At 62.8% G+C, this 19,020-nt stretch carries 17 protein-coding genes and 1 other RNA gene; 11 read left to right on the forward strand and 7 right to left on the reverse strand.

The features are described from left to right. Positions 1–132: 132 nt before the first annotated feature. The 3 genes from L981_RS12095 to L981_RS12105 form a co-directional block, all read right to left on the reverse strand. A complete protein-coding gene (locus L981_RS12095; RefSeq protein ID WP_043615848.1) occupies positions 133–924 on the reverse strand; it encodes a GH25 family lysozyme in 792 nt (263 codons plus the stop codon). Between the two features lie 239 nt (positions 925–1,163). Further along, positions 1,164–1,799 (reverse strand): class I SAM-dependent methyltransferase, encoded by a 636-nt coding sequence (locus tag L981_RS12100; RefSeq protein ID WP_052201757.1) that lies wholly within the window; start codon positions 1,797–1,799, stop codon positions 1,164–1,166. 36 nt (positions 1,800–1,835) lie between these two features. Further along, positions 1,836–3,086 carry a DUF3419 family protein gene (locus L981_RS12105; protein WP_043615852.1) on the reverse strand — a complete coding sequence of 417 codons (1,251 nt, stop codon included), beginning with the start codon at positions 3,084–3,086 and terminating at the stop codon, positions 1,836–1,838. 179 nt (positions 3,087–3,265) lie between these two features. Between L981_RS12105 and L981_RS12110 the strand changes: the two genes are divergently transcribed. Then, positions 3,266–4,825, forward strand: a complete 1,560-nt coding sequence (locus tag L981_RS12110) for a bifunctional diguanylate cyclase/phosphodiesterase (RefSeq protein ID WP_082005992.1) — start codon at positions 3,266–3,268, stop codon at positions 4,823–4,825. A 141-nt stretch (positions 4,826–4,966) separates the two neighbouring features. Continuing rightward, positions 4,967–6,319 (forward strand): serine hydrolase, encoded by a 1,353-nt coding sequence (locus L981_RS12115; protein WP_043615856.1) that lies wholly within the window; start codon positions 4,967–4,969, stop codon positions 6,317–6,319. A 67-nt stretch (positions 6,320–6,386) separates the two neighbouring features. On the opposite strand, the gene L981_RS12120 is transcribed toward L981_RS12115, so the two are convergent. The 3 genes from L981_RS12120 to L981_RS12130 form a co-directional block, all read right to left on the reverse strand. Continuing rightward, the gene (locus L981_RS12120; RefSeq protein WP_043615858.1) at positions 6,387–7,433 is read right to left on the reverse strand and encodes a lytic transglycosylase domain-containing protein; all 1,047 of its coding nucleotides are present in this window, start codon (positions 7,431–7,433) and stop codon (positions 6,387–6,389) included. A 116-nt stretch (positions 7,434–7,549) separates the two neighbouring features. Next, the gene (locus L981_RS12125; protein WP_043615860.1) at positions 7,550–8,185 is read right to left on the reverse strand and encodes a LysE family translocator; all 636 of its coding nucleotides are present in this window, start codon (positions 8,183–8,185) and stop codon (positions 7,550–7,552) included. 127 nt (positions 8,186–8,312) lie between these two features. After that, complete coding sequence (locus L981_RS12130) at positions 8,313–9,530, reverse strand: pyrophosphate--fructose-6-phosphate 1-phosphotransferase (protein ID WP_043615863.1); 1,218 nt, start codon at positions 9,528–9,530, stop codon at positions 8,313–8,315. A gap of 430 nt (positions 9,531–9,960) precedes the next feature. Here L981_RS12130 and L981_RS12135 point away from each other — a divergent pair, with 430 nt between their 5' ends. The 5 genes from L981_RS12135 (at position 9,961) to rnpB (ending at position 14,172) form a co-directional block, all read left to right on the forward strand. Then, positions 9,961–10,668 (forward strand): DnaJ family molecular chaperone, encoded by a 708-nt coding sequence (locus tag L981_RS12135; RefSeq protein WP_043615866.1) that lies wholly within the window; start codon positions 9,961–9,963, stop codon positions 10,666–10,668. Then, complete coding sequence (locus L981_RS12140) at positions 10,665–11,429, forward strand: N-acetylmuramoyl-L-alanine amidase (RefSeq protein ID WP_043615869.1); 765 nt, start codon at positions 10,665–10,667, stop codon at positions 11,427–11,429. The genes L981_RS12135 and L981_RS12140 overlap by 4 nt, the downstream gene beginning before the upstream one ends. A 223-nt stretch (positions 11,430–11,652) precedes the next feature. Beyond that, positions 11,653–12,180: a lytic transglycosylase domain-containing protein gene (locus L981_RS12145; RefSeq protein ID WP_043615871.1), complete on the forward strand. Its 528-nt coding sequence runs from the start codon at positions 11,653–11,655 to the stop codon at positions 12,178–12,180. A gap of 295 nt (positions 12,181–12,475) precedes the next feature. Continuing rightward, positions 12,476–13,666 (forward strand): FAD-binding oxidoreductase, encoded by a 1,191-nt coding sequence (locus L981_RS12150; RefSeq protein WP_043615980.1) that lies wholly within the window; start codon positions 12,476–12,478, stop codon positions 13,664–13,666. Between the two features lie 106 nt (positions 13,667–13,772). Further along, positions 13,773–14,172: RNase P RNA component class A (gene rnpB, locus L981_RS33280), an RNA gene on the forward strand. Positions 14,173–14,214: 42 nt separating this feature from the next. Here rnpB and L981_RS12155 read toward each other — a convergent pair. Further along, positions 14,215–14,784 (reverse strand): hypothetical protein, encoded by a 570-nt coding sequence (locus L981_RS12155; RefSeq protein WP_052201758.1) that lies wholly within the window; start codon positions 14,782–14,784, stop codon positions 14,215–14,217. Between the two features lie 553 nt (positions 14,785–15,337). Here L981_RS12155 and mraZ point away from each other — a divergent pair. Genes mraZ through L981_RS12175 form a run of 4 tightly spaced genes read left to right on the forward strand, consistent with a single transcriptional unit; the run spans position 15,338 to position 18,956 of the window. After that, the gene (gene mraZ / locus L981_RS12160) at positions 15,338–15,778 is read left to right on the forward strand and encodes a division/cell wall cluster transcriptional repressor MraZ (RefSeq protein WP_043615873.1); all 441 of its coding nucleotides are present in this window, start codon (positions 15,338–15,340) and stop codon (positions 15,776–15,778) included. A 14-nt stretch (positions 15,779–15,792) separates the two neighbouring features. Continuing rightward, on the forward strand, positions 15,793–16,818 hold the full coding sequence (rsmH, locus tag L981_RS12165) for a 16S rRNA (cytosine(1402)-N(4))-methyltransferase RsmH (protein WP_043615875.1): 1,026 nt from the start codon (positions 15,793–15,795) through the stop codon (positions 16,816–16,818). A 6-nt stretch (positions 16,819–16,824) separates the two neighbouring features. Next, positions 16,825–17,208 carry a hypothetical protein gene (locus L981_RS12170; protein WP_043615877.1) on the forward strand — a complete coding sequence of 128 codons (384 nt, stop codon included), beginning with the start codon at positions 16,825–16,827 and terminating at the stop codon, positions 17,206–17,208. Further along, on the forward strand, positions 17,208–18,956 hold the full coding sequence (locus L981_RS12175) for a penicillin-binding protein 2 (RefSeq protein WP_043615880.1): 1,749 nt from the start codon (positions 17,208–17,210) through the stop codon (positions 18,954–18,956). Before L981_RS12170 ends, L981_RS12175 begins: the two co-directional genes overlap by 1 nt. Positions 18,957–19,020: the final 64 nt, after the last annotated feature.

Below are 19,020 nucleotides of genomic sequence, written 5' to 3' on the forward strand. Positions count from 1 at the left end.
CCTTTCTTTGCCGTGGGGCGCCTTGCACCGCCACGGGCAATCAAATCGCTACGAAATCTGCCGTTGCTCTTTCAGAGCATTATGACCGAAAGAAGAAAATGGGTTTGTCCGCCGCAGCTATCGGCAGGAATGTCAGTCCTGCTTCGGCTGCGAGACCGCCGCGACCCAGTTCTTCCAGTTTTTCGCCGAGCCGGCGAAGACATTGATATCGGTGGCGCCGTCGATACCGGGGATGACCCCCGTGCTGGTATATTGCCAGAACGCCCAGCGGCGCTCGACATAGACCTCACCCGGATGCTTGGCGACCGAGCGCACCCAGAAGTGATGTTCCTTGAACTGATCGACGAGATTGTCGCGGTGGAAGTCGACAGAGGTGTAGATGATCGGGCGCTTGCCATAATGGGCTTCGAGCCGGTCCATGAAGCGCTTCATCTCGACGCGCACTTCGTCCGGTGTCGGGCGATGGCGGCAGGTCTTCGATTCGCCGTTCCACTCGACGTCGAGAACCGGCGGCAGATAGACCGCGCTCTTCGGCACATTGGCGATGAACCAGTCGGCCTGGTCGTCGGCGGTCGAGCAGAAATAATAGAAGTGATAGGGCGCGTAGGGGATGCCGGCGGCGCGCGCCTTCTGCCAGTATTCGGCAAAGCGCGTATCGACCCGGTCCTTGCCTTCGGTCGCCTTGATGAAGGCGAAGGAGACGCCGGAGTTCTTCACCTTCATCCAGTCGATATCGCCATTCCATTTCGAGACGTCGATGCCGTGGATGTTGTGGTGCTGCGGTGTGCGTGTGCCGAAGTTCTGCGGGTCGGTGTCCTGGAAGCGCGGCGGGATCGAAGCCGTCTGCATCAGGTCGTAGTCGGTCGACGAGCAGCCCGAAAGAAGGGTGGCAAGAGGCAGCAGAGCCAGGAGAAGCCGGCGCATGATTTTCCTGTCTAGAGACGATCGATGATCCTGCCTCACACGATGGCTTCCCTGTCGGTGATTTCCCCAGTGAGGCGTGAACCTCATTTTCACCATATCATCGTAAAAATTGAGTTAGCTCAAGCGGGAATTGCGGGTGGCAGAAAAGCCAAAAAACGCCGAAAACCAGGCGGTTTCGGCGCTTGCTGGAATAGCTACCTCAGGCAGGGTGGAAAACGTTGGTGTAACCGCCTGCCGCCTCAGGCGGCGATCGCCACGAAAGGGCGGTGGTAGACGGCGAGCCAGGCATAGCCGCGGCCGATGGCGCGGCGTTCGAGATCGGCGCCATTTTCGCGGGCTTTCTCGCGCAACACCTCGAAAAGCCGCTCGCGCGGCGTCACGTGGAAGCGGTTGAGCCAGCCGTGCAGCGCCCGGCGGAAGCTCGTTGGCAGGCGTTCCTGCTGGCCGAAATCGGCAATGTGCAGCGAGCCGCCCGGGTTCAGCGCTGCGATCGCCGCGTCGATCGCCTTTTGCCAGTCGGGGATCATCGACAGCGAATAGGAGATGACGATGTGGTCGAAACCGCTTTCGCCGAAAATCGCCGGGTTGAAGTCCGTCGCGTCGGCGACGCGGAGCGTGGCGCGCCTGTTGCCGCCGCGGTTGAGCTTCGCATCGGCCGAGGTCAGCATTTCCTGGGAGATGTCGAGCCCGAACAGGCGGGCCGAGGGGAAACAGCGGCCGATCAGCGCCAGATTGCGGCCGGTGCCGCAGCCGACCTCAAGCACCGAGGCGCTGGAGGCCGGGTTCATTTCGCGGATCAGCGTGTCGCGGCCGAAGAGATAGTACTTCCGCGTCAGATCGTAGAAGTGCCGCTGATAGCGGTACATGTGGTCCATGCGCCGCGCGTGGGAGATCCCGGCCTGTTGCACGTTTCAGCCCTTCTTGCGGTAGATGTGGAAGCCGCCATAGATGGCGGAGCGGTCATCGGCGCCGAGCCGCAGGGCGGTTTCGGCGTCGTAGTGCCACTGGTCCAGCAGGGCCGGGGAGACACGGCCGGGCAGGATGCTGTCTTCCGCCGCCGTGCGGAAGATCACGACGGCACCTTCATCCGCCGTGCGGGTGATCTCGGTCCAGAGGTCGTTCAGCTGCTGGTCGGTCATCCAGTCCTGTGCGTCGAGCAGGATGTAGCGATCGACGGAGCCGGCGGATTTTCCGGCGAGAAGCTCGGTGAAGCTTGCGTGATGCACCTCGACGCGCTCGGCATTGTTGCGGATCGCCTCATAGGCGCCGGCGTCGAGATAGGGCGGCAGGTCGCCTTCATGCGGCAGCGGGTAGCGGCGGCCGAAGGCCTGCCAGGCGAAGTAGTTTTCGCGCAGCGGGAAATGACAGGTGAGCTTTTCCAGGCGATGGCGCAGCACGGCGGCGAGCGACTTTTCGGCACTCAGGCTTGCGAGTTCGTCGAACTGCTGCGGCGGAATGCCGAGGCCGAAGAGCGAGCTCTTGCGCCCGGTGATCCAGCGGATGACGGGGCGATCGAACAGCGGCGCCAGGCGCTCGTCGAAGAACTGGCGCTGTTCGCGCATGGACCGCGCCTGGACGAAGTCTTCCGGGTTGACCCCGTGCAGACGGGCAAGCAGGTGGCTGGCTGCAATGAAGCGGCCGAGCAGGCCGGTGCGGTAGATGTTGCGCCCGAAGACGCCGATGCGCCGGCGGCCGGTCATGTCGCGGCCGTTCCAGTAACTGCGCGTCGCCGTATCGAGCTTCGGTGCGAGGAAGAGATCGAAGGCCTGGACGTTGCTCGCCGTGCCCTGGGTCGCGAGAAACCGCGTGACGTCCTTGTGGCTCGGCAGGTGGCGGAAAGCTGCGAGCTTCAGGCGGTTGAGCGCGATGTGGTGCGGGTTGAGGTCGACGACGTCTATTCTGCGCGGGCCGGCCGACAGGTAGGTCAGCATGTTGCAGCCGCCGGAGCCGATGGTGACGATCCGGCTTTCCGGGGTCAGCTGCATCGCCTCCATGTCGACGATCGGATCCTCCCAGATCTGCGGATAGACGAGCCCCGAAAAAAGCAGGCCGAAGAGGCGTTCCGAGAGGCCTGCGAGGGAGAAGGTCTTGTGCTGGAGCAGGGCGTTTTTCAGCTTCGGATTTTTTCTGCCAAAGCCTACGTCGGGAGCGAGTTCATTCATCTCTGCCGGTCATCCAGTTGAAACTTAGGCGCTTCTAAAGTGACTCGGCTACACTTTGATGACGGGCTTTCCACAAGGGTCGGGCCGGCCTCCCGAGCCCAAATCTACAATTTTTCACCCATAAGAATTCATTAAACCCTGACGTGCTAGCACCTCCTCACATACGGGGGGGCGTCGACATGATGTTAAGTACGTTTCTGCCGAAGCCCGAGCAGCGATTTGCGGCTGCCGGCGCGGCATTGGGGGCTCTGGTTTCTGCGGCGTGGCTTGCCGGTGGAACCGCTCTTCCCGGTCAGATGGCGCCGCATTGGGACGCTCCCGCCGTGCTTGCGGCCGGCGCCATGCCCTTTGTCCTCGGCGGCTCTTTCTATCGCTGGCGCTATTCGCGCCGGCTCGAGCTGGAGTTGCGCGCCGCGCGGCGCGCCGAGCGCCGCCTGCGCAACGAAGTTCATCGTGACAGGCTGACGGGACTTGCAAACCGCGCAGCGCTCGAAGCCGACATCAGCCAGGCGCTCTGTGCAGAAGGTACAGCGTTTGCCCGCAATGCCCTGCTTCTTCTCGACCTCGACCGCTTCAAGGTGATCAACGATACGCTGGGCCATGACGCCGGCGACCGGTTGCTGGCGCTGTTCGGCGCCCGTCTCAGGCGTGCCTTTGCCGGCGAGGCGACGATCTACCGGCTGGGCGGCGACGAGTTCGTGCTTGCGGCTGCGCACGCGCCGTCTCAAGCCGATGCCGAAATGCTCGCGACGCGGGTGGAGAAGCTGTTCGAAGCGCCGTTCGATCTCGGGGAGACGCGCATCGCGTCCGGCTGCAGCATCGGCATCGCCTTCATCGAGCGGTCGGACAAGTCGACATCCGACGTGTTGAAAAGGGCGGACCTGGCACTCTACGAGGCCAAGGCGATCAGCGGCAACAGCCATGCCTTCCACTCGGAAACCCTGAGCCATGCCGTGCGGCAGCGGGCGGAAGCCGAGCGCGATCTTACGCGCGGTTTCGAGGCGGACGAGTTCTTTCTCGCGTTCCTGCCGATCCTCGGCATCGAAAGCGGCTCCATCGGCGGGTTCCAGGCGCTGCTGCGCTGGCGGCATCCCCATCTCGGCGTCATCGGCGCGGAAACGTTCGAGCCGCCGGAACAGAGCGCGATCACCCTGGCGCTTGGCGCCTGGGCGCTTCAATCCGCCTGCAGGCAGGCGGCCGGCTGGAACGTCCCCAAGGGGCTGACGATCGCACCCTTCGTCTCGCAACTGCGCGACCGCGATTTCGTCACGCAGGTGGAGCGGTGCCTTTCGGATGCCGGACTTTCGCCGGAGCGGTTGACGATCGAGGTCGCCGAGGGCGTCTCGACCGACGATCTTGTCATCGTCACCGACAACTTGAGGGGGCTGCGCGCGCTCGGCGTTCGCGTCGCGCTTGGCGGCGGCTCCGCCTCGTCGCTGCCCCTGAACCAGATCTCCGACGTGCAGCCCGACCAGGTGACCGTCGATCTCGCCGCCGTTCGTGCCGCACATGGCAGCGAGCGCAGCGTGGCCTTGCTCGCCTGCCTGATCAAAACAGGACAGGTGCTGCGGCTTTCGATCGCCGTCAGCGGTGTCGAGAAGGAGAGTGAGGCGGATTGCGCGCGGGCCTGCGGCGCTGCCGAGATCCGCGGCCCCTGGGTTTCGCCTGTTATGGCCGACGTCTCGGTGCTCGTCGGCGACGGCGAGGCGGAAGAGTCGCGCCGCTCGGCCCGGGCTTAAGCGAGACCACGTCACGGGCAGAAAAGTGCTGCACTTTTTTCGACCGCCTGAACGTCTTTCTAATATGAAAAGTTGAGCCGGCCGGGGCTTTCCCTTGCGGCAAAATGCTGGTTCTCTTTGCGCATCAGGCCGGAGGATCGCATGAGACGTTTGCTGAAGATTTCGGGAGCCGCGCTGGCGCTGATCGTCGTCGGTCTGTTCGGCTGGCTTGCGCTGGCGCCGCCGGAACTGCTGAAGGTCGGCGACGGCTATGCCGCGAAGATTGTCTGCTCCAACGTCTTCATCGCCGGGCGCGATGCCCAGGCGGTGCTCGCCGACGACGTGCAGGCCCCCGGCCATCCCTTGCTCAAGCTCGTGCGCGTCGGCGTCGACAAGGAGAAGCAACTGGTGACGGCGCGCATCCTCGGTTTTGCCGCACCCGGTTACGCGGCCTACCGTCCGGGTGCCGGCTGCGCCAGCCTGCCCGACGGCAATGCCGCGGCCCTGGCACCGATCGAAACGAAAACCGCCGCGGCAGCGCCGGTGCCGGGTGCGGCCTGGCCCGAAGGCGATGGGGTCGCGATCGAGCCGGCCCTGCAGAAGCTCATCGAGGACGCCGATCTCGCCGGGCCCGGCATGCGGGCGATCGCCGTGATCCGCGACGGGCAGCTGGTGGCGGAAACCTATGGCAAGGGTTTCAACCGTTCGACGCCGCTGCTCGGCTGGTCGATGACCAAGTCGGTGACGGCGGCGCTGATTGGCCTTCGGATCACTGACGGGCGGATGGACGTGTCGCAACGAAACCTGCTGCCGGAATGGGCCGGGGACGAGCGGTCGGCCATCACGCTTGCGGACCTGATGGGGATGCAGAGCGGGCTCGCCTTCAACGAGAATTATGGCGCCGTCACCGACGTGACGCGCATGCTCTATCTGGAAAAGGACATGGCGGGTTTTGCCGCTACGCGGACGCTGGGTGCAAAGCCCGGCGCGAACTTCAGCTATTCGAGCGGCACCAGCACGCTGCTGTCGCGGATCTGGATGCGGACCTTCGACGACCCGGCGGCAGCGCTTGCCTTTCCCTATGACGCGCTGTTTGCACCGCTCGGCATGACGAGCGCCGTTCTGGAGACGGACGAGGCCGGAACCTTCGTCGGTTCCTCCTACATGTATGCGACGACGCAGGACTGGGCGCGGTTTGCGCAGTTCCTGCTGCAGGATGGCGTCTGGAAGGGGAGGGCGATGCTGCCGAAGGACTATGTCGCCTTCATGCGCACGCCGACCAAGGCATCGGGCGGGAAATACGGCCAGGGTCAGGTTTGGCTCGAGGAAAACGGCGCGCGGGCAGGAACGGGCAGTTTCCCGGCGGACGCCTTCTGGATGCTCGGCCATGACGGCCAGGCGATCATGCTCGTGCCTTCGCTGAAGCTGGCGGTCGTGCGGCTGGGCCTTACGCCCTCACGCCTTGGCTACGACGTGCAGAAGCTCAACGCCAAAATAATTGAGGCGCTCGATTGAGCGCCTCATAAGGGAATTCCTGAACCGTCGAGAAGCAGCTTCGCTTCGGGCAAACCGGATGGCCGGCTTACTTCATGCCGAGCTCTTCGAGCAGGCCCTTGCGCTTGGCGTGGTAGTAATAGCCGCTGGCATAGAGCTTGACTGCGCCGTCATGCTGGTTGTCGGCCACCATCCAGGCGCCATGCAGATACTTGGTCGCGTATTTGAGGTTGGTTTCGGCGTCGAACAGACCTTCGGCCGGACCGTCATAGCCGAGACCCTTGGCGGTGTTGTAGCGGATCTGCATCAGGCCGTAATTGCCCTTGCTGTAGGCGCGCGGATTGTAGTTGCTCTCGCGCTTGACGACGCGGTGCACCAGCTCCACCGGAATGCCGTTGAGATCGGCATAGTACTTGATCATCTTGTCGAGTTCGGGACGCGAGCTCGTCGGCGTCTTGGTGAACTTCATCGAATCCGGAATGACGTTGGCGACTGCGGCCACCGTCGAACCGATGACGCCGGTCTTCGGGCGCTCGGTTGGAACGATCATGCGGTTGGCGACCAGCGTTTCGAGGCCGACCGGTTCGCCGGTGTCGAAGTCCGATTCCATTGCGGCCGCAACTGCGAGCGTCGAGACCGGCAGGTCCTGGACGCGCGTGGTCTTGGTTGCCGCCGGCGAAAGGGCGGCGGATGCAACCTGCGTTGTGTCGGCGGGCGAGGAGGCTTCAGCGGCGGCAATCGCCGCGCTGGCGCCGTTCTGGGTCGTCGGGGCAACCATGGCAAGCGCCATCGTGTCGCCCGGCTTGGACGCGGGAACCGCGACCAGTGCAGGGGCAGCTTCGGCGCCCTGTGCCAGATCGGTCGCGACCGGGTAGGTGGCGGCGACGCCAGCGGTCTGGCCTGCCGTCTGAGCCGTCAGGGCCGCGCTCGTTGCGGTGGCGACGCCGTCGGGCGTCGGCAGCGCATAGGCCGTCGTTTCGGTGCCGGGCTTTGCGAGGGGCGTGACCGTCTGCACGGCCGTGAGGTCTGCCAGCGACGTGTGCTCTACCGTTGAGCATCCCGAGACGATGGTCGCCGACAACAAAGCTGCCATGCCAAACGTCTGTTTGGAAAGGGAAATACGGTAATTCGCCATTCTGTCACTTTCGTGCTTCTGGGCCCCGTAGCCCCTGCAAATCAGCGGTTGCCAGCCGCCAAGCGTGAATCTCCATTAACCTATGAGGCTGGCGGCGGCAAGCGTGGGGGCGAATTTCAGGCCGTGGCCCGCTTCATCGTCGCCGTCAGAAGCCCGGCGCCGATCAGCATGGAGCCGCCGGCGCGGTTGACGATCCGGCGCACATTCGGCTTGGAAATCGTGCTGCGGGCGGCGGTCGCAAGGGCTGCATAGAGGCTGGCGTTGAGGATCGCGAGCGTCAGGAACGTCAGCTCGAAAATCGCCATCTGGGTAAAGAGCGGCTGGCTGAGATCGAGGAACTGCGGCAGGAAGGCGACGAAGAAGACGATGCTCTTCGGGTTCAGTGCGGTCACGGCATAGGTATGAAAGAAGATGCGCAGCGGGCGTTCCGTCGACGTGGTTTCGAGGTCGGCGTCGCCGCCGGCTGCCACCGGCGCGCGCCAGAGCTTGATACCGAGCCAGATGAGATAGGCAGCGCCCACCCATTTCAACACGGTGAAGATGGCGGCGGAGGTGGCAAGCAGGGCGCCGAGGCCGAGCATGGAGGCGGTCATGGCGGTGAAATCGCCGAGCGCCACGCCGGCGACCGTCGCGCCCGCGGTTCTGCGGCCATGGCCGAGCGCATAGGAAATGACGAGGAGAATGGTGGGGCCGGGGATGGCGAGCAGCACGGCCGAGGCCGCGGCAAAGGCAAACCAGTGTTCGAACGACATGAAAAAGCTCCGCGTTTGAGGGCGTCTCGGCAATCAATTTGCCGAGCCAGCCACGGAAACGCGGAGCCGTCAACGTCTAATCAGGCGTTGTCGGCGGATGTCCTATGCACCCGCCGGCAAGTTTCGTTCAGTGCTTCTGGGCTTTCCACTTCTGGCCGATGACGTCCATCACCTCGCCGAACCACTTGGTCGAGGTGTCGAACTGCTTGCCGCCCTTGATGCGCGGGAACTCGATGGTGCGCAGCTTGCCACCCTGGTCCTCGTCGTGACCGGTGACGCCCGAGACCTTGTTGAGCGCGCTTTCGACGGCGAGATCGACCATGCTCTGGATCAGGCGCAGGTCGTCGCCGTTGGCCGGAGCCGAGCGGGCGTAGTAGCCGGACTTCTGCACCATGGAGCGCTCGGCGCCGAGAAGGGCCGCGAACTGCTTGGAGAACCAGTTGCCGACATTGATGGTGTCGATCTTCACGTGGCCGAAGGCGTCGCGCTTGACGGTCTCGCCGGCGGCTTCCCGTTCGGCGACGATGGCGTCGAGGCAGGCGCCTTCACTGACGAACAGCGTGACGAAGCCCGAGCGGTCCATGACCTGGCGCAGGCGGTCTGCTTCGGCCTGCAGGTCGAATTTCATCTCCGGCAGGTAAAGGCCGTCGATGTTCTTCATCTGCCGGTTCATCATGAAACCGTCGACGAATTCCTTGTCGTCGGTCATCTGGATGTAGGAGCGGGCGGTGGCCGCCGTCAGCCAGCCGCAGTGGCGGCCCATGACTTCATGGACGACGAGCGTGCGCGGAGCGGCGCTCTGTTCGTTGCTGACATTGTCGAAGAAGCGGGCGCCGTATTCGGCAGCCGTCCAGGCGCCGAGCGTCTGGCGGATCGGAACGACGTCGTTGTCGACGGTCTTCGGCAGGCCGACCACGGTCAGGTCGTAGCCGTTGGCGCCGAGATAGGCGGCAAGATCGGCAGCGGTCGTGTTGGTATCGTCGCCGCCGATGGTGTGCAGGATCGAGATGCCGTCCTTGGCAAGGCGTTCGGCTGCGACACGCAGCGGGTTTTCGCCTTCCTTGACCAGGCCTCGCTTGACGCAGTCGGCGGCGTTGGTGAGCTTGACGCGGCTGTTGCCGATCGGCGAGCCGCCATGGCGGTGCAGGATATGGGCCTTCTCGCGCATGTCGCGGGTGATTTCGATCTGGTCACCAAGGAGCACGCCCTGGTAACCCGAGCGATAGGCGACCAGTTCGTATTCGGGCGCTATGTCCGTATAGCGCTCGATCAGTCCTCCAACGGCCGATGACAGACAGGGTGCGAGCCCGCCGGCCGTCAGCATTGCGACTTTTTTCTTGGCCATGTTTCCTCCTCGGGACTTTGGCATGCGATGGGTGCGGCCTCCATAGCGCAAATCGGATGGAATTTAAATGACGGCCCTGTGGATGTTGTGTCGAGGCGGGGAGGGAACGGCCGCGTTCTGCCGTCGGAGACGAAGGGCAGGCCCGGCGCCGCGCCGATTGTCGCAGGCGTTAGCAGGCGATCAGGAGGCGCGGCCTTCGCAGGCGGTGCATTCGGCGCGTTTTGCGGCATAAATTTGCCGCTTCGGATCGCTAGGGTGTTCCCAAGGGAACAGCTTTCCGTCTACCAGCTGTCGCAAGTTCCAATCGATGGATTGACAATAGTGAGGTGCCATCACAAATTCGTCATCCTCGTGGTTCGGACCATCCCACCGCTTGCAATTTGCCACCACACAAGTCCATGCTATATGCTGGAGAGACAGGGATTCTCGCATGTCATTCTGGGACAGCCTCCTCAAGATCGTTACCGCCACCGGCAATGCGCTTGCCGGTGTGGTCGAGGCCGTGCGTACCCTGTTCGAGGGCGATCCGGAGACACGGCGCAAGGTCGCCTTCTCCGTCGCGATGATCGCGCTTTCGGCCAAGATGGCCAAGGCCGACGGCATCGTCAGCGAGGCCGAGGTCGCCGCCTTCCGCGACATCTTCCAGTTCCCGCCCGACCAGGCGCAGAACGTCGCGCGTCTCTATAACCTGGCGCGCCAGGACGTCGCCGGCTACGAGGCCTATGCCGAGAAGATGGCGTCGCTGTGTTCGTCCTGCGAAGAAAACTGCCCGATCCTCGAAGATATCGTCGACGGCCTGTTCCACATCGCCAAGTCCGACGGTGCGGTTCACGAGCGCGAATTGGCGTTTCTGTTGCGGGTCGGCGAGATCTTCGGCATGGACGAGGCGCATTTCGGTCGCATCATGGCCCGTCACGTGCACGGCGACGGTCGCGACCCCTATCAGGTGCTCGGCGTTTCGCGTAAGGATGATTTCGCCGACATCCGCAAGCGCTACCGTGTGCTGGTTTCTGAGAACCACCCGGACATGCTGGTTGCGCGCGGCGTACCGCAAGAATTCCACGCGATCGCCAATGATCGCATGGCGGCCCTCAATGCCGCCTATGAGGCGATCGAGAAAGAACGCCGAGCTGCATGACGTCTAAATACTGCGACTATCCGGGGGCTCGCTTCATGCCGTCGCCGAATTTCGGTGAGCGCGCTGACAAGCGGGCACCGGATATGATCGTGTTGCACTACACCGGCATGGCGACGGGCGCTTCGGCGCTCGAATGGCTGTGTCGTGAAGAGAGCCAGGTTTCCAGCCACTATTTCGTTCACGAGGACGGGCGTGTTGACCAGCTCGTGCCTGAGACGCTGCGTGCCTGGCACGCGGGCAAGAGCTACTGGAAGGGCGAGACCGACATCAACTCCTCTTCGATCGGCATCGAGATCGCCAATCCCGGCCACCCCGGCGGACTGCCGGATTTCCCGGAAAAACAGATCGAAGCGGTCGTCGAATTGTGTCGGGACTGTGGCCAGCGGTGGTCGATTGCCCCGGAAAGGGTGCTGGCGCACAGCGATATCGCCCCCATTCGCAAGGTCGATCCGGGAGAAAAATTTCCCTGGCACGTTCTTCACCGCGAAGGGGTCGGACACTGGGTTGAGCCGGCGCCGATCGGCGGCGGGCGCTTTTTTCAGCGCGGCGACCGCGGCCAGCCGGTCGAGGCCATCCAGTCGATGCTGTCGCTCTATGGCTACGGCATTGAAGTGACTGGCGATTTCTGCGAAAAAACCGAGGGCGCCGTTGCCGCGTTCCAAAGGCATTTCCGGCAACAGAGGGTGGACGGCATCGCCGACATCTCAACCCTCGATACGCTCCATCGCCTGCTTTCCGGGCTGCCGCAATTCATCGCCTGACGCGGAAGAATTTTTCGTCCTGAGGTCAGTTTTGCGGATGTTCGTGGCATGTTTTTTTAGCTTTGCCACATGTTTACCATGATGCGCCGTTCATTTCCCGCTCATTGAAACTGCAGGAGCTTCAGGGCGCAACGCTCACTTCCTGTGAATGAAACGATCGGGACGTGAGGCTCGAAGCGGGGTGCGCTTCGGTCCAATCCCCAGACCGGAGAATTCAAACTACATGAGAATATCGTCTGTTGCTGCGGTGGCGGCATGCCTTGGCATGTCCTTCGCCGGGATGGGTACGTCGTATGCGGGGAATGTCGACAAGACCATCAAGACCTCTTCCATCCCGTCCGTCACCCGGACCACAGGCTTCCCGAAACCGGACCTTCCCAAGAACGTTCAGTATTCAGCCCTCATCAAGAGCTATGCGAAGCAGTACGGCGTTCCCGTCGATCTGGCGCATGCGGTCGTCAAGGTCGAAAGCAATTTCAATCCCAAGGCACGCGGCAGCGCCGGCGAAATCGGCCTGATGCAGATCAAGCCCGCCACGGCGCGCATGATGGGCTATTCCGGTTCCTCCAAGGGTCTCTACGATCCGGAAACCAACATCAAGTTCGGCATGAAGTATCTCGCCATGGCGCACGAATTGTCGGGCGGCACCACCTGTGGCACGATCCTGAAGTACAATGCCGGCCATGGCGCCAAGCGCATGAACCCGGTTTCCAAGCGCTATTGCGGCAAGGTCCAGGACATCATCGACTAGAACACCGTGCGTTCCACTGGGCGCACGAAGAACGCATAGGCGTTCCCAGACCAGAGCATCTTTTCGCCTCGGTGGTTCCACTTGAGAGCGGGCGCTCCGGTCGATCGACAGACAAGCGTGGGTGACGCATTTGCCCGCGCGACGAGAGAGCATCATCCGCCGGCCACGCGGCCATGGCGGATGCTCCAGCCGGACAGGTCTCGCGTTCCGGCGCACCAATTAAATCCTTGAGTGGTGGTGTCCTGTCGGCGCCGATATGCTACCTCCTTCCCGTGTCAGCGGAGCGGGGATGGGCATGTCGGAAAGCTTTGATTTCATTGTCGTCGGCAAGGGCATGATGGGCGCGGCTGCGGCCCGGCACCTGGCGCTGTCGGGGGCGAACGTTGCGCTCGTCGGCCCGGACGAACCGAGCGACTGGGCTAGCCATTCCGGCGTCTTTTCCAGCCATTACGACAATGCCCGCATCACCCGCACCATCGACGACGATCCCGTCTGGGCGCGCCTTGCCCGGCGCTCGATCGAGCGCTACGACGAGATCGAGCGCGAGAGCGGCATCCGGTTCTATCATGAGGTCGGCTGCCTGATGGCCGGGCCGGCGCCGGGATCGAGCTACGACTATATCGAGCAGGTGGAGAGGGCACGGGATGCGCTCGGCGTCGAGGCTCCGCTCTACGACCGCGAGACGCTGTCGCAGCGTTTTCCCTGGTTCCGTTTTCCAGAGGGAGCGGCCGGCGTTTACGAGCGCCTTGGCGCCGGTTACGTCAACCCGCGTGCGCTCGTTGCCGCACAGGTCGTCTGCGCCGAGAGGGCCGGCGCGCGGATCGTGCGCGACGAGGTTCGCTCCATCGCAGAAACCGCCGGCCGGGTGATCGTTACCACGCTCAAGGGCGATCGGCTGACGGCGCCGCGGGTCATCGTGGCGGCCGGTGGCTTCTCGCTTTCCAACACGCTGCTGCCGCGGCCGATCGACCTGACGGTCAAGGCCCGCACGGTGCTGTTCGCCGAGGTGGCGGCGAGCGAGCTGCCTGACTTCGAGGGCATGCCTTCGCTGATCGGTGCGGCGCCAGAGCAGGAGAAGAGCTACTACCTGCTGCCGCCGGTCGGCTATGCCGACGGCAAGACCTACATCAAGATCGGCGGTGATCCGAGCGATAGAACGCTTGATGATGAGCCGGCGATACGGCACTGGTTCCGCGGGCCTGGCGGTGCCGCCGCGGCCGAGCATCTGCGTCGGCTGCTGGCCGAGGTGATGCCCGCTTTCAAGCCGGCCTCCACTCATTTTTCGCCCTGCGTCACCTCGTTCACCCGGCATGGCCTGCCCTATATCGGTTTTGCCGAGAGCGACCGAATCGCTGTCGTCACCGGCGGTAACGGCCAGGCGGCAAAAAGCTCCGATGAAATCGGCAGGCTCGGCGCTGTCCTCGTGCAAAACGGCCGGATCGATGAGCCAGAATATGACGCCGATTTCGCGGTGGCCTTCCGTTAGGCGAAGGCGGCATCCGCCAGGCTCCAGCCTATCTGCCTGTTGGTGGCTTTCGAAACCCTGCCGTTTTTTCTGGCGCCGGGCGGGGGCTTGCGTTAAGGAGCGCCTGCCAGTTGGCCGGGCAGCCGCTCTCCGCAAGTGCCGAAAGGCCGCGGGGGGAGGAAAGTCCGGGCTCCACGGAAGCACGGTGCCGGATAACGTCCGGCGAGGGTGACCTCAGGGAAAGTGCCACAGAAAGCAAACCGCTCCGCTTGCGGAGTAAGGGTGAAAGGGTGGGGTAAGAGCCCACCGCGGACATGGCGACATGGACGGCACGGCAAACCCCACCGGGAGCAAGACCGAATAGGGATGACGCGGACGCGCAAGCGCCCAGCCTGTTTCCGGGCCAGTCATCCGGGTGGGTTGCAAGAGGCTGCGTGCAAACGTAGTCCCAGATGAATGGCTGCCACGTTCCGTTGCCTTCGGGTGGCGGAGCCATACAGAACCCGGCTTACAGGCCAACTGGCGATTTCTCTTTCTGACGCTGTCGCGCGGGGCTGAATAACGGCCCTTCAGTTTTTCCCGCCTTCGATAAGTTTCTCTATTCCAGAGTATTTTATGATCAATTGGGTGCGAACCTGATCCCTTCGCTCTGCAAGCTCGATTTCGCTGATCATTTCGCGTGCTTCGGCATTGAGGCGGTCCAGCCGCAGCTTCTCGAAAAACTCGCTCATGGATTTTTGCGCATTTTGCGTCTGTACAAAGAACAGCGCCGATACCGCATCAATGATAGTCCCGCTCACTATCTTGATTGCAGTTCCAGCGATGTCATTTGTATTATGCGTTAGAAACGCGAATATAATAACGCCAAACCCGATGGCTGCGAAAATAAGACTAAACCAAAAGCTGATATTGGCTCTGGATAGTGCTTGGTTGTAGTGGTTTGACAGGACGGTGATTTCGAAAGGTTTTTCGATCTGTGATCCCGCTATTTGCCCTTCGATTTCGAGTGGGCCAATCTTCGATGACCGGATGGACCGCACTGCGAGGGAACCAAAGTATGAGACTGTAATTGCGGCGATCGCGGCAGCGCCGATACTAAAGATTTGGCTAGCCAAGTCGAGAAATGTTGCCTTCTCCAATTTTACCTCTTTTCAATCATGAAATGTATGGCGCGGCTGTACTCTGCCATTGATTGCGGCTCAAGCGATTTTTGCCGCTGCTTCCGTCGCTGGTAGGTGCTTCAGCTTAATGTTGGCGGTGCAGTGAGGCGGCACTCTTCGATGCTGCGCGGATCCCGTCATTCCTGCGTCATAGAGATGCTGACAGCGTCGTTCCTGCGCTTTTTCTCACATTCTGATTTTTCAACGATTTGAAGCCGTTCGACCGTCGCATTCGCGGACAGTGGGGGTCTCTTCGTAACGCTTCGTTAAACTTAACAACCTATCAATATTTGATCAGCCCGACGGCTGTTTACGATCCATTCCCATTGACGCCCATATGGTCCCATGATATCCCATAATGGCACTGCGCAGGGGCTGCTTCGCGGCCCAACATCGCAAGATTCCAGTGCCTTCCGGCTTCGGAGGGTGGTCGGACATTCCACTGTTCGGCGGGGCTGTCTTGCGTGCGGAGTGACGTGTTCTCGCGGGTCGATGATCGTGGCCCGTCAGTCTTGGGCGGCCGTTTCGCGTTATGAACCGCTTCTTGTCACATGCCACCAATCGGATCGATGCGAAGGGGCGGGTCTCCGTTCCCTCGGCGTTTCGCTCCGTGCTGTCGGATGGGGGCGTTCGGGAGCTATACTGTTTTCAGGATTTCGTCTTTCCGGCGGTCAGCGTCGGTGGGCCGGATCTCCTGGATCGGTTCGAGAAGCAGATGGCGGCCGAGGATCCTTTTTCCCCGGAGGCCAACGAGATGTCGCTGCTGGTTCACGGCGGCGGGGTCTTCGTGAAGCTCGATCCGGAAGGCCGGTTGATGATGACGGATTTCATCCGCGACTTCACCGGGATCTCGACCGACGTGATGTTCGTCGGGCGGGGCGATTATTTTCAGCTCTGGGAGCCGCAGGCCTTTCAAAAGGCGCAGGCGGCAGCCCGGGAAGGGCGCAAGTCACGGGGGTTGCGTCCAGAATAGAATGGAGAGAGGGAATGGTGACGGATCAAGGCGGAGGTGTTTCTGAAGCCGAAGGCGGACCGGTTCGTCACATTCCCGTTCTCTTGCCCGAGGTGCTTGCGGCTCTCGAGCCCGCGCCCGGCAAGGTCATCCTCGATGGCACCTTCGGTGCCGGTGGCTACAGCTCCGCAATCCTCAAGGCCGGTGCCGACGTGATCGCGCTCGACCGCGACCCGACGGCGATTGCTGCCGGCCAGGCGCAGGTCGCCGAGTGGGGCGGTCGGCTGAAGCTTATTCATGCGCAATTCTCCGATCTTGCCGCCCAGGCGCCCGAGGGCGGGCTCGATGGCGTCGTGCTCGATATCGGCGTTTCCTCCATGCAGATCGACGAGGCCGAGCGCGGCTTCTCCTTCCAGAAGAAGGGGCCGCTCGACATGCGCATGTCAGCGTCAGGCGTCTCTGCCGCCGACGTCGTCAACCGCGCCAAGGTCTCCGACCTCATCCGCATCTTCGGTTTTCTCGGTGAAGAGAAGCAGGCGGGCCGCATCGCCCGCGCCATCGAGAAGCGCCGCGCCGAACAGCCGTTCGAGACGACCCGTGATCTTGCCGGCCTGATCGAGGTGGTGACGCCGCGCAAGGCCAAGGACAAGATCCATCCGGCGACCCGCGTCTTCCAGGCGTTGCGCGTCTTCGTCAACGATGAACTCGGTGAGCTGGCCCAGGCGCTGTTTGCTGCCGAGAAGGCGCTGAAGCCCGGTGGCCGTCTCGTCGTCGTTACCTTCCATTCGCTTGAAGACCGCATCGTCAAGGCATTCTTCCAGGACCGCTCCGGCAAGGCCAGCGGTTCGCGCCACCTGCCGATGGTTTCGGCGCGGGCGGCAACCTTCACGCCAGTTGGCAAGCCTATGGTATCGGCCAGCGAGGAAGAAGCGTCCCTCAATCCGCGCGCGCGCTCCGCCAAGCTGCGCGCCGGTATCCGCACTGAGGCTCAGTCGCCGGGAAACGATCTGTCCATTTTCAATCTGCCGGAACTGGCAAGCCTTGCACGGCTGGGGGGCTGACAAGACATGCTTCGAACGTTCGATATCGTTCTGATCGTCGTCATGACGGCCGCGGCCACGGTGACCTACACGATCAAGCATCGCGCCGAAAACAAGCTTGAGGAAGTCCGCAGGCTCGACGTGGCGATCAAGCTCGAGGAAGACACGATCGACCTGCTTCGGGCCGACTGGGCGCTTCTGACCCAGCCGAACCGGCTTGAGCGCCTCGTCGGCGCCTTCGGAGCCGACCTGCAGCTCGTGCCGACCCCCTCGACGCAGCTCGCGCAGCCGCAGGAACTGCCGATGATGAAGGCCGATCTGCCCGTGCCCGAGGACAAGTCAGCCAAGGATGGCATCGCTGCCATCATCGAAAAGACCGATAAGATCGCAACTGGCTCGGTGGCGCGCTGATGTCGTTTCTCTCCCGCATCATGGTGTTGAAAAGCAAGGCGCACTTCTCGGCGGGCGGAAACAACCGACCGGCCGAAAGCGGCGTCAACGTCACCTTCCAGGGGACACGCAAGAAGACCACGAACCAGGCGAAGAACCGCGTCGCCATCGTGATCTGCAGCTTCGGTATCGTCTATGCCGTCATCGGCGGCCGCCTGGTGCAATACGGCATGGCTGCGCCCGAGACCGTTTCCAGCATCGGCCGGGCCGACAACCTGATGGCGTCGCGCCCCGACATTCTCGACCGCAACGGCGAGATCCTCGCGACCGACATCCGCACCGTCTCGCTCTATGCCGAGCCACACAAGATCGTCGATGCCGACGAGGCGGTCGAGCGGCTGGCGACGGTACTGCCCGACATCAATAGCCGCGAAATCTACAACAAGCTGAAGTCGAAATCGCGCTTTCAATGGCTGCGTCGCCAGCTGACCCCGAAGCAGCAGTCGGAGATCCTGGCGCTCGGCATTCCCGGCGTCGGCTTCCGTCCGGAAAAGCGCCGCTTCTATCCCGGCGGCCACACCGCCGCGCATATCCTCGGCCACGTCAACATCGACAACCGCGGCGTTGCCGGCATGGAGCGCTACATCGACAGCCAGGGGCTGGCCGACCTCGCCGCGATCGGCATGACCAGCGACGCCAAGCTCGAGCCGGTGAAGCTCTCGATCGACGTGCGCGTGCAGAACATCGTGCGGGACGTCATCGATGCCGGCATGAAGAACTACCAGGCGCTCGCTGCCGGTGCCGTCGTGCTCGACGTGCACACCGGCGAAGTGCTGGCCATGGCGTCGGTACCCGACTACGACCCGAACAAGCCGGCCGAAGGGGCGGAAGAGGGCTGGATGAACCGCATGTCGAACGGCACGTTCGAAATGGGCTCCACCTTTAAAACCTTCACCATCGCGATGGGGCTCGATTCCGGCAAGGTGACGCTGAACGACAGCTTCGACGCCTCGGCGCCGATCCGCATCGGCGGCTTCACCATCAAGGACTTCCACGGCAAGCGCCGCGTTCTGACCGTTCCGGAAATCTTCCAGTATTCGTCGAACATCGGCACGGCGAAGATCGCCGACCTCGTCGGCATTCCCGGGCACAAGGAATTCCTGACACGCCTCGGCCTGCTTTCCAAGCTGCCGACCGAGCTGCCGGAAGTGAAATCACCGACGCAGCCGCGCGAATGGAAGAAGATCAACTCGGTCACCATCTCCTTCGGTCACGGCGTCTCGACGACGCCGCTGCAGACGGCGGTCGCGGGTGCTGCACTCGTCAACGGCGGCAAGCTGATCGAGCCGACCTTCCTGCCGCGCACCGAGGAAGAGGCCAACGCAGTCGCCACGCCGGTGGTCAAGAAGAGCACCAGCGACGACATGCGCTTCCTGCTGCGCTGGAACGGCATTGCAGGCTCCGGCAAGCGCGCACTGGTTCCGGGCTTCAACGTCGGCGGCAAGACCGGCACGGCCGACAAGGTGGTCAACGGCCGCTATGCCAGCGACCAGAACTTCAACGCCTTCCTCGCGGCCTTCCCGATCGACAACCCGAAATACATTGTGCTGACCTTCATCGACGCGCCGAAGACCGGCGAGGGTGGCGGGCGCACCGCAGGCTCGAACGCGGCTCCCATGGTTCGTGACATCATCAGCCGCTCTGCGCCGCTGCTCGGTGTCGAACCAAAGTTTGGAGAAGACGGTTCTGCCTTGCTTGTGTCTTATTAGACATGAAATGAGAAAGCGGACGATTCGCGATTCTTGCGGATCGAAATCGATGCGAGACGTGCGT

It is taken from the genome of Ensifer sp. ZNC0028, from assembly GCF_000799055.1.
In the GTDB taxonomy this organism is placed as follows: Bacteria; Pseudomonadota; Alphaproteobacteria; order Rhizobiales; family Rhizobiaceae; genus Ensifer.